Source organism: Streptomyces luteolifulvus, from assembly GCF_008806595.1.
Taxonomy (GTDB): domain Bacteria; phylum Actinomycetota; class Actinomycetes; order Streptomycetales; family Streptomycetaceae; genus Streptomyces; species Streptomyces luteolifulvus.
This window is the reverse complement of record NZ_VZRB01000076.1, coordinates 1-9,786: the sequence shown is the minus strand read 5'-3', so window position 1 is coordinate 9,786 and position 9,786 is coordinate 1. Positions and strand designations below refer to the sequence as shown.

General features: G+C 69.5%; 12 protein-coding genes. 7 read left to right on the top strand and 5 right to left on the bottom strand.

Annotation, left to right across the window (positions count from 1 at the left end; genetic code table 11):
- The 5 genes from F7R91_RS41335 to F7R91_RS41315 form a co-directional block, all read left to right on the top strand.
- Positions 1-378 (top strand): zinc ribbon domain-containing protein (locus tag F7R91_RS41335; protein ID WP_331000741.1); only part of this gene is annotated, 378 nt, incomplete at its 5' end.
- A complete protein-coding gene (locus tag F7R91_RS41330) occupies positions 305-763 on the top strand; it encodes a galactose oxidase-like domain-containing protein (RefSeq protein WP_150958973.1) in 459 nt (152 codons plus the stop codon). The genes F7R91_RS41335 and F7R91_RS41330, both read left to right, overlap by 74 nt.
- A 149-nt stretch (positions 764-912) precedes the next feature.
- A complete protein-coding gene (locus tag F7R91_RS41325; RefSeq protein WP_191971890.1) occupies positions 913-1,659 on the top strand; it encodes a DUF4142 domain-containing protein in 747 nt (248 codons plus the stop codon).
- Between the two features lie 145 nt (positions 1,660-1,804).
- Complete coding sequence (locus F7R91_RS41320; RefSeq protein WP_150958971.1) at positions 1,805-2,350, top strand: helix-turn-helix domain-containing protein; 546 nt, start codon at positions 1,805-1,807, stop codon at positions 2,348-2,350.
- 32 nt (positions 2,351-2,382) lie between these two features.
- A complete protein-coding gene (locus tag F7R91_RS41315) occupies positions 2,383-2,934 on the top strand; it encodes a transposase (RefSeq protein WP_150958969.1) in 552 nt (183 codons plus the stop codon).
- A gap of 197 nt (positions 2,935-3,131) precedes the next feature.
- On the opposite strand, the gene F7R91_RS43615 is transcribed toward F7R91_RS41315, so the two are convergent.
- The 4 genes from F7R91_RS43615 to F7R91_RS41295 form a co-directional block, all read right to left on the bottom strand.
- Positions 3,132-3,515, bottom strand: a complete 384-nt coding sequence (locus F7R91_RS43615; protein WP_225321128.1) for a hypothetical protein — start codon at positions 3,513-3,515, stop codon at positions 3,132-3,134.
- A 278-nt stretch (positions 3,516-3,793) separates the two neighbouring features.
- On the bottom strand, positions 3,794-4,378 hold the full coding sequence (locus F7R91_RS41305; RefSeq protein ID WP_150958967.1) for a hypothetical protein: 585 nt from the start codon (positions 4,376-4,378) through the stop codon (positions 3,794-3,796).
- 271 nt (positions 4,379-4,649) lie between these two features.
- Positions 4,650-5,186, bottom strand: coding sequence for a MarR family winged helix-turn-helix transcriptional regulator (locus F7R91_RS41300; protein ID WP_150958965.1), 537 nt, complete (start codon positions 5,184-5,186; stop codon positions 4,650-4,652).
- A 34-nt stretch (positions 5,187-5,220) separates the two neighbouring features.
- Positions 5,221-6,309, bottom strand: a complete 1,089-nt coding sequence (locus F7R91_RS41295) for a PP2C family protein-serine/threonine phosphatase (RefSeq protein WP_150958963.1) — start codon at positions 6,307-6,309, stop codon at positions 5,221-5,223.
- Positions 6,310-6,476: 167 nt separating this feature from the next.
- Here F7R91_RS41295 and F7R91_RS41290 point away from each other — a divergent pair, with 167 nt between their 5' ends.
- Positions 6,477-6,998: a nitroreductase family deazaflavin-dependent oxidoreductase gene (locus tag F7R91_RS41290; RefSeq protein ID WP_150958961.1), complete on the top strand. Its 522-nt coding sequence runs from the start codon at positions 6,477-6,479 to the stop codon at positions 6,996-6,998.
- Between the two features lie 387 nt (positions 6,999-7,385).
- Here the strand turns inward: F7R91_RS41290 and F7R91_RS41285 are convergent, their stop codons facing one another.
- Positions 7,386-8,018: a uracil-DNA glycosylase gene (locus tag F7R91_RS41285; RefSeq protein WP_225321127.1), complete on the bottom strand. Its 633-nt coding sequence runs from the start codon at positions 8,016-8,018 to the stop codon at positions 7,386-7,388.
- A gap of 1,008 nt (positions 8,019-9,026) precedes the next feature.
- Here F7R91_RS41285 and F7R91_RS41275 point away from each other — a divergent pair.
- The gene (locus F7R91_RS41275) at positions 9,027-9,671 is read left to right on the top strand and encodes a TetR/AcrR family transcriptional regulator (RefSeq protein WP_150958955.1); all 645 of its coding nucleotides are present in this window, start codon (positions 9,027-9,029) and stop codon (positions 9,669-9,671) included.
- Positions 9,672-9,786: the final 115 nt, after the last annotated feature.

Genomic DNA, 9,786 nt, shown 5'->3' with positions numbered 1-9,786 from the left:
CCGTCCTCGCAGGTCTGCTCGGCCTGCGGATTTAGGGACGGCCCCAAGCCCCTGCACGTGCGGGAGTGGAGGTGCGGGGCCTGCGGCACCGTGCACGACCGCGACCACAACGCAGCCCGTAACGTTCTCTTCGAAGGACGCCGCATCGTCGCCACCGGACGGGCGGAGACGCCAAACGCCTGTGGAGCGCCGGTAAGACGGGCACACGTGCCCGCACAGCGCGGTGAAGCAGGAAGCCCCCGGAAGGGTCAAACGACCCAGGCCGGAATCCCTGGACTTCAGGCCAGGGAGCACGACAACTCCCATGGGCACCCAAGCCGGACACCGGAGCATGGGTCAACTGAACCGCGACCGGCGGCGTTCGGGGCCCGGCCGTGAGGGCGGCCACCGTGGCGGAATTCGCGAGCGGCGGGGAAACGACAGTGCGGCAGCCGCTCTCCGCGCGCCGTCAGGCCCTCCGCTTCCTCTCCCCTCCCTATCTCGACCGGGGCGCCCGGATCTGGCCTTCGGCGGCAGAGCCGAGGTCGAACACGGCGGCCGGGTTGTCCTGCGCACCACCGATCCGATCCGCATCAGCCGCGTACGGCTCATCCTCCCCGGATCCGCCACCCACCTCGCGAACTTCGACCAGCGCTCCGTCGCCCTCGACATCATCCGGCGCACCGACTCAGCAGTCACCGCCCGCGTGCCCGACGACGCGTCTCCGTCCCACCCGGCTGGTACATGGCCGCCGCCGTCGACGCGCGGGGGTCCTCCGCAGTGACGGTACGCACGCCCAGCCACCGAGCCCAAAGAGCGTCAACCTGCGATGTACACCGTGAAGCACGGTCCGAAATTAACCCAGTGCAATGAAAAATTCCCACTCCGCACCCGTACCACCTGACACACAGCTCGTTCACGTCAGGAGTCGCAATGCCCATCTCCCGCAACACGATCGGCACCGTCTTCGTGGGCGGGGCGCTGGTACTCACCCTCTCCGCGCTCGCCTACCCGTCCATGCTCGGGATCCAGAACGCCTCGACGAACGCGTCCAGGATCATCGCCAACACCCAGTGGGGACCGCTGACCGAGGCAGATCGCGACTTCGTGGTGAAGGTCCGCTCGGCCGGACTGTGGGAGTACCCACTGGGGGAGATGGCGATGCAACGCGGCACGACGAAGGAGATGAAGGAGGCCGGCGAGCACCTCATCGTCGGCCACGCGGGACTCGACGCGATGTGCCGCAAGATTGCCCCCGGGCTGAACATCACCCTGCCGAACCAGGCCACGCCACAACAGCAGCAGTTCGTGGCAACGGTGGATTCCAAGAGCGGCCAGGAGTTCGACTCCACCGCGGTCAACATCATGCGCGTCACTCACGGCCAGATCTTCCCGGCGATCGCCAAGATCCGCGCCAGTACCCAGAACACGCTGGTGCGCCAGCTGGCCGACCTGGCCAACGACACGGTCCTGGACCACATCACGGTCCTGGAGAAGACCGGCCTGGTCAACTACGACCAGGTCAACTTCCAGCAGACCACACCGCCGAAACTACCCAAGGACCAGCTCACGCCGCCCGCACCCCAGCCCGGTGCCCCCGTCGTCGTCCTCACTCCGCGCCCCGACCTGAACGTCAACACCGGTTCCCCGACCCCGACGCCCAGCCCAACCGTCCGGTGATCAGCAAAAAGGGCGTCTCCGCCGACCGGTCAGGACCATGCGGCGAAGGCCGGTCAGGCAGGAGTGGGCGACCGGGGGCTGGGCTAAGCGGTTTCGGTGATGTGGTCTTCGGTTCGGGTAAGCACCTCCTGGGGGGTGGTGGCCGGTGCCGAAGATTTTGAAGGTGTCGCTGTCGGAGCAGCAGCGGGCAGAGCTGCGGCGGTGGTTGACGCGCAGGGACCTTCCCCGGTTCGAGCGGCTGCGGCTGGACGCGGTCCGTCTGCTCGATCGGGGGATGAGCGCGCCTGAGGCCGCCAGTCTGCTGGAGTGCGACGTGACCACGGTGCGCGGTGCGGTCCACCGGTTCGAGGCCGGTGGTCTCGCGGCGCCGGCCGAAGCCCCGCGGGCCGGGCGACAGCCGCGGATCACGGCCGCGGACCGGCGGGCGGTCGCCGCTCTGCTGGACGCTGCCGCGGACGAGGGCCGCACCTGGATTGCGAGCGGGCTGGCCGAATGGCTGCTGGCCGAACGGGGTGTTGAGGTGTCCGCGGCCTGGCTGACCGAGTTGCTGCGACGGGACGGCTTCCGCTGGAAACGCACCCGCGACAGCCTTCGGCCCAAGGCCGACCCTGCCCTCCAGCAGGCCGCACGGACCCGGCTGGAGGGCACACGGCTGCACGGCTGGAGGCCGTCGCAGGCACGCGGGACCTGATCTTCCTGGACGAGTCCGGGTTCGCTCCGACCATGCCCACCGGCTATACCTGGTCCCGCACCGGACAGCGGGCCGTAGTGCCACGCGAGGACACCAAGGGCCGCCGGGTCAACGTGCTGGGCGCGCTGATCACCGGCACCGCTCCGGATCTCGTGTGGGAGCACACCACGGGCAAGATCGACGCTGCTGTGCTGTTGGAGTTCGTCTGCTCGAAGCCGGCCGGCCGGCCCGGCGGCGCGGCCGCGTTATCCCTGGCCGCGGACGGCACAGGCACCGCGCTGCCGGTCTGGCGGCGGTCCCGGCCGTGCACGGTTGTGCTGGACAACGCCTCCGCGTACGCCGCCAAGGCCTTCAAGGGCCGCCGCGACCAGCTTGCGAAGATCGGGATCGATCTGTTCTACCTCCCACCGCGCAGCCCCGAACTCAACGACATCGAACGCATCTGGCGCTCCGCCAAGTACGAGGACTATCCCCAACGCGCCCACACCAGCACCGAAGCCATCGCCGACGCCGTGGGCAAAGCGCTGACCCGCCAGCAGACCCGGATCCGACGATCAACAGAGAACTTCACCAAAGCCGCATAGCCGGTAGGAGCGTACGACCGCGACCAGACACGCGCCGAGCAGCGTGACGGTCCAGCCGCCCGGGTCGCCCACGGCATGCGCCGGGCGTGCTCCTGCCTCCACACCGCGCGGCGGCACCCGCCGCTGCGGGCCGTACACGATTGCGAGTGCCTCGCCGGGCAGGGTCGCCTGCCCGCGGCCCCGCCAGATACGGACCTTCAGCGGTACGCCGTCATGGTCGAAACCGAGCAGAGACAGCGGCCGGATACGGCTCCCGGTCCGCCCTCGACCGACGTCACCACCACAGACTCCACCCGCCTCCGTTCTGCCAAGACCACTCCCACGGCCGTCTGCGGCGCATGCAGCGCGGGGCAGGCCCCGAGCACGGCGACGATGCCGACCAGCGCCCGCCCGGCCCGCACCACGCGAAGGTAGAGCGCGAGAGCAGCCGCGCACGCCAGGCCGCCCTCGCCGTCTGCCAGCCCGGGAATCCCGTACCGGGCACCGGCGACCGCGGTGCCGATGATCGCCACCGCTCCGACGCACCCGGCAGCGAGTCCCTCGGCCGCCAGCCACCGCGGCGGCAGGCCGACGGTCCCCACACCGTGGTCCGCAGACGCGTCATCAGGTGCCGCCCCGGAGTGGGCAGGGAGCGACGCCGTCCGAGCATGTCCGTCCCCCTCGCGGGCCCTGCGCGTCCGCCATCCCGGCCCGTCAGACGTACGGGCCGCATATTCGCGAGCTGGGACGCCGACATCAGGCGACACGACCGCACCTTCACGATTCTCTTGCATTATGCAAAACGAGTCCGGGCAGAGGGGAGCACGGCTGGAACCCGGCGCCCTGGGCCGACCCGCAAACCGGCATGAGGTTCACCACGTCACGCCGACCGCTTCGATCCGTTCGCTCCGAGCCGGGGCGCGGCCGGCGACGCGGCCACGAGAACCAGAAACCCGCCCAGGGCGTGAAACAGCGCTGCACCGGAAGCGAAGACACGCGCCTGGGCCTTGGACGCCTCGTGGTACTCGGCCTCCGAGAGCACGACCCGCTCGCTGCGCAGCGCCGTGTTGTTCCACCTCGTGTAGTAGTGGTTGCCATGCTCGTCCGTCTTGGTATCCCGCGCCCCGCCCCCGGTCGCCATGGCCAGCAGCAGTGTGGCGAGCACAAACGCGTAGGACCACTTCAGACCGGTCGGCAGACTCCACGCGAACCGGGCCATCCGACCACCGTTGCCCCTGCCGAGCAGGCTTCTGCCGCCCTCGGAGAACAGGACGCGCACAAGGGCGACGCCGACAACCGGGAAGATCGCGACGAACACTACCCCTACAGCGCCGAAGGGGACCTTGCTCGGCCCGGGCAGCCATGTTGCCGCTACGAGCAGCAGCGCTGCCACACACAGGACCCAGGCGAGGACGAAGTGGATACGACCCGCGCGCGACAGGCCGGGCGGCCCCATCTGGTTCATGCGCGGTTCCCCCCAGCTTGTGCCGTTGCCCCTCCGCTCCGGCGGCCCGTCCAGCGTCGCCTGCGCGGGTGGCAGACGGAAGGTCCGGCTCCGGCAGCCTGCGGGCCCGATCGATTCCGGATTCGGGCAACGAGACGCAGCCCGAGCCCGCGCACCGTTGCAGTCCCCAGCAGTCGGTCAGCCCTTCCGACCGGGCAAGCTCGGTCGTGGTGGCCGCCTCACCGGCGACAGGAACCGATGTCGTCTCAGGGACGGCCAGGGGCTGGTGCTGTCAGGCGTCGCGCCCCACCGGGACGTCCACGGTCCAGCCCAGCGGGTGCGGTTCCGTATCGTCCAGCGCCGGGGCGAGAGGCTCGCCCCCGGCCTCGTTGAACGCGGCGAGAGCCTCGATGAGGGCCAGCCGCTGCGTCGGCCTGAGCCGCTCCACGATCGCGGCGATCTCGGTGCGGCGCCGGGCGGTGACATCCTCGACCGTGCGGCGCCCCTCCTCGGTGAGCTGCAGCAGGGTCTCGCGGCGGTTGTCGGGATTGGCCTGCCGGTCTGCGAGCCCGGCCGCGATCAGCCGGTCGACCATCCGCATCGCGGTGGACGGCGCCACCTGGAGCAGATCGGCGAGCGTGACCAGCTTGGTGGCCCCGCGTGTGCAGAGCACCACCAGCATTCTGAATTGCGGGAGCGTCACGCGTTCCTCGACCTCGGCGAGGGAGCGGGCGGAGACCGCAACCAGCAGCCTGGACGCGGTCAGCACCGCACGGGTCACCACGTCCACATCGTCCATCGCCCCCGCGGGGGTCTCACACTCCGGCATAGGTCCTTTGTACCGTGCCGAAGTCGCTGCTCACTCACCTGATGGGAACAGATTTTCCTTCCTCATGACCGTGATAGCGGAGCAGGAGCATCGCGGCGTCGTCGTGGGGCGGTCCGTCGGCGTGCTGGGCAAGATCCGCGCGCAGGGCCTCCAGGGCGCGGTGTGCGTCGGGATCCTTCAGCAGGTGCGCGCGCTCTCCGACCGGGTAGAAGCGGCCGTCCTCGTCGCGGGCCTCGGTGACGCCGTCGGTGTACAGGAGGAGCTGCTCGCCGGGGGCGAAGTCCACCCGGTAGGGCTCCGGGCCGTCGCTGCCGTGGGCGCCCAAACCCAGGGGGAGAGCGTAGGCGGGCGGCTGCGGGAAATCGACGGTGCCGTCCCCGCGTACGACCATCGGGGCCGGGTGCCCGTAGTTGAGGAACACGGCCCTGTGGCGTGCGCCTATCTCGGCGAGTATCGCGGTGACGAACTTCTCACCCTCCAACTCCCGGGCCACGCTCCGCTCCAGCCGCTCTCCGAGCCCCACGAGGTCCGGCTCGTCGTGCGCCGCCTCCCGGAAGGCGCCAAGGACGACCGCGGCCGTTTCCACCGCGGCCAGGCCCTTGCCCTGCACATCACCCACGATCACCCTGATCCCGTGCGGCGAGGCCACCACCTCGTACAGGTCACCGCCGATGCGTGCCTCCGCGACCGCCGAGGTGTACGACACGGCCGCCTGCAGCGGCCCGGCGGTCAACGGCACCGGGCGCAGCAAGACGCGCTGGGCGACCTCCGCGATCGACCGGACACTGGCCAGCTCGCCCTCGCGCCGCGAGCGCATCACGGCCGCCGCGATGCCGACACCGGTTACGCCGGCCACCGAGGCCAGCGCGGTGAACCCCCTGCGCTCCTCGAAAAGCCCGTCGTACAGGCCGAGGGCCACACACAGCACCAGCGCGACGAGGCCGAACACCCCCGTACGACGCCACCCCCCGACCAGTCCGGAGAAGGCCGGCCCGAGCGACACCAGAGGGAGGAACCCGACCCCCGGCCCGGCCACCACGTCCATCACCGCGACCACCGCCATCACCACCGCCGGCATCCAGGACAGCACGGTCCAACTCGGCGGCGGATTCTTGTCGGTCATGACGCACTCCAGCGATGTCGCGGCCCTCGAGAGCCGCCTCCAGACTCTGCAGGCGCCCCTCCCCCACCTTTAGACTATGCAAAAGTGGCGTGCGCGAGGCGGTGCTCGCACCCGGTCCTTTACCCGATCGAGGCCGAGAGCCGACATCCCCGACCCGCGGAGGCTCCATGCCCCACAGAGACACCACAGCCCGCCGACCCGCGCTCCCCACCGGCTGGCGGCGCCTGGCCGCGCGGCTACCGATCCTGCTCTTCCGTACAGGGCTCGGCTTCCTCTTCGGCAAGCGACTACTCCTGCTGCACCACGTCGGCCGAATCAGCGGCCTCGACCGCCTGGTGGCCCTGGAAGTGGTGTCCCACGACCCTGACGATGCGAACTGGATCATCGCCTCCGGGTTCGGGCCGAAGGCCAACTGGTACCAGAACCTGAGTGAACAACCGAAGACCCTCATCCAGTTCGGCAACCGCCCGCACGCCGTCACCGCACACTTCCTCACGCCCGACGAGGGCGCCGAAATCATGGCTGGCTACGCCCGCCGACATCCCCGCACCGCCCGCCGCCTGTGCGCGTACCTGGGACTGCCCGTCGACGGCGGCGAGGCGTCGTACCGCGACGCTGGCCGAGCCATCCCCTTCGTCCGCCTCGACACCGCCGTCGGGCACCGTCGGCACGGCCAAGCACACGCGTGACACCCCGGAGGAGATGTCCGGGGGTGTCACGCCGCCGTAGCCAGTTTCCGTTGTACCGAGGTGATGACCTCTATGCCGGCGGCAGCCTTCTAATAGGTGGAGGACTGATTGACGGCATGGCGACCCGACGTCGTTCATGAGCGCGAGTCTGCCTGCGGGTCGGCGCAGTGACCGCTGACGGTGGATCATCACGTTCGGAGCGTGTTGGTGGATCAGTTCCACAGTCAGGTTGTCGCGCAGTACTCCCACTCGTAGGAACGCTTGTTTGCCTCCTTGGCCCTGTGGATCCCATTGCCAGCCACTGCTTCACGATCGGCTCCCCCCAAGAACCGCCGCCCCGAACCCGGTTCTGGGCGGGACGTCCCTGCGGGGCTGCCTTCGTGACGGCTATCGCTGGAGCAGCTTCGCCACCCGCTGGTAGGAGTCGAGTCGCTGCTGTTCCCGGGCGGCACGGACGGCCGGGTCAGGCGACCACAGAGCTTGCCTGCCGGGGTGATAGGTGCTGACAACCTCGTAGCCACCCTGCTCTATGAACTGCGGATGAGCCTTCTCCAGCCGCCGCCAGCAGTCCTGGGCATCGACTCCCTGCAGGAGGACTACTTCGAGACGCGGAAGCAGGCCGAGGAGACGTGCCAGGACCGTCATCCCAGCCCTGCGTTCTTCGGCGTTGGGTGCACGGTTGATGTACCAGGGGTAGGCGTTCCAGGGCATGGTGTCGCCTGGCTCTATGCCCGCCTCGGCAAATCCCGTGCACTGCCGCTCGGCAGTGGCGTCGTCGTTTTCCACGCAGAGGAAACCCGAACCGACGCCATCTTGGGTCTTGGGACCGGGATCACGGAGAACGCTCAGTACACGCGCCTCCACTCCTCCGTGCCAGGGCGCCACATACGGCATCCAGCCGCGGCCGTCCTGCTCGCGCAGTTCGTCGACCATTTCGTTGATCGCGCGCGCATGCGGTGCATAACGGTCTCTGTCCTGCTCGTCACGGAACCTGATGTCAGCCATACGTCTGACCACCATGAATCTCCAAATCCTCGGTTCGGTCGGGTCGCATGAGCGACACCGTCCGACAAACCCGCCGCCCGATCAGCATCCCCCCGGGGAGACAAGTGCGAGCGACCTTGGCCGCACAGGCCGGGAGCCCTCCCCGCCCAAACCGTCACGGGGATTCGCACGGAAAGTGAGCGAGGGGACTGGCGAACTCATTTTGCATCATGCAATGATCGAGTGGGGGGGCCGAGCCGACGGTCGATTGCCGTCCGGCGCCCAGGAGTGACATCGGCAAGGTAAGCGGACGGCGCATCGGCCGTCGGCGGGCCCCGCCCGAAGATCTATGACCACCGCCGGACCTCGCTGCCGGTCTGCAGCCTCGATGCACGAGGCCGACGGAAGAATGGGGACCGTGAAAACCCAAGGGCCGGACGGCAAGGGAACGCCCGAAGAGCCGGACTCCCCAGAGGAGATCTGGCTGAAGTTCCTTACAGACAGCGAGGCAGCGATCCGCCGGTCCGCCCCGAAGGAACCCTCCGCGCGGGCACGATCACCGGAGTGGCGCCCCCGAACTGGCAACCCGGACAGGCCAGAGCAGCGCCCGGGGCAGCCGCACGACTGCGAGACGGACGCGGTCGGAGAGCTGTGGCAGCCGGACGAGCCGCGGGTAGGCCCTGCCTGGCGGGACCTGGACGGTCGAGCCAGATTCCGGCGCGTAGGCCGTGTGGTCGCCTCGACTGCCGCAATCACCCTGGCTCTGGGGGCCTGGTCCTGGCTGTCCACAGGTTCGGGCGCTCCTGACGACACGCCGGAGGACACCCTTGTACAGCAGTTGGAGGAGCCGCCTCCGGGGACGTCTCCAGCCGCAGTCGGGTCGCCGTCTTCGTCTGCGGCCACTACCGGATGATGGGCACGGCCAGGGAGCAGCGCCTCGGCGACCACAGCGCTCCCTGACGGAAAACGACCGGCAGAGACGGGCCCGAGGCACCCTCCACCCACCTCTGGACACTGACTGCATGCTTGTTTAATATACTGTACATGCGTTCAATCCCGGACGATCGGACCGCACGGGCGGTGATCCGTGACGAGGCTCTGCGGCTGTTCGCCGCCCGCGGGCCGGAGTTGGTGACCGTGCGCCAGATCGCCGAGGCCGCGGGCGTGTCGGCCGGGCTGGTCGTGCACCACTTCGGTTCGAAGGACGGCCTGCGTCAGGAGGTCGACGCGTACGTCCTGGCCGCGTTCGACGCCATGCTGGGCGAGCTGACCGGGGAGGGTGGAGCCCAGCTCCTCGATCCCGATATCGGAGCGAGCTCCCTCAGTGAAGCGTTCGCCAGCCACCTCCCGGCCGACTCCCCTCTGCCGAGCTACCTGCGCCGACTGCTGCTCTCCGAGACGGACGCCGGACGGCTGTTGTTCCAGCGCCTGTTCGAGCTCAGCCGCGCCGCCCTCGAAGGGCTGGCGGCTGCCGGGCTGGCCGCACCGGGCCGCGAGCCGGCGGTGCGCGCGGCCTTCCTGCTCGCCAACGACCTGGCCCTCTTCCTGCTCCGCGATCGGCTTGCCGAAGTCCTGGGCACCGACCCGCTGTCGGGCGACGGCATGGCCCGCTGGGCCCCGGAGGTGCTCAGCATCTACGCGGGCGGACTGAACGCATCTCCGCAGGGAGAGGCATCCCAAAAGGGCTAGTGCTGCTCCGCGTTAGTTCGTGGAGGGTGGTGTGGTCCAGGCGGTGGGGTCGTTGAGGTAGAGGCCGCAGGCACAGTCGAGGGCTTCTTCGGGTGAGCCGAATGGCAGGCCGGTG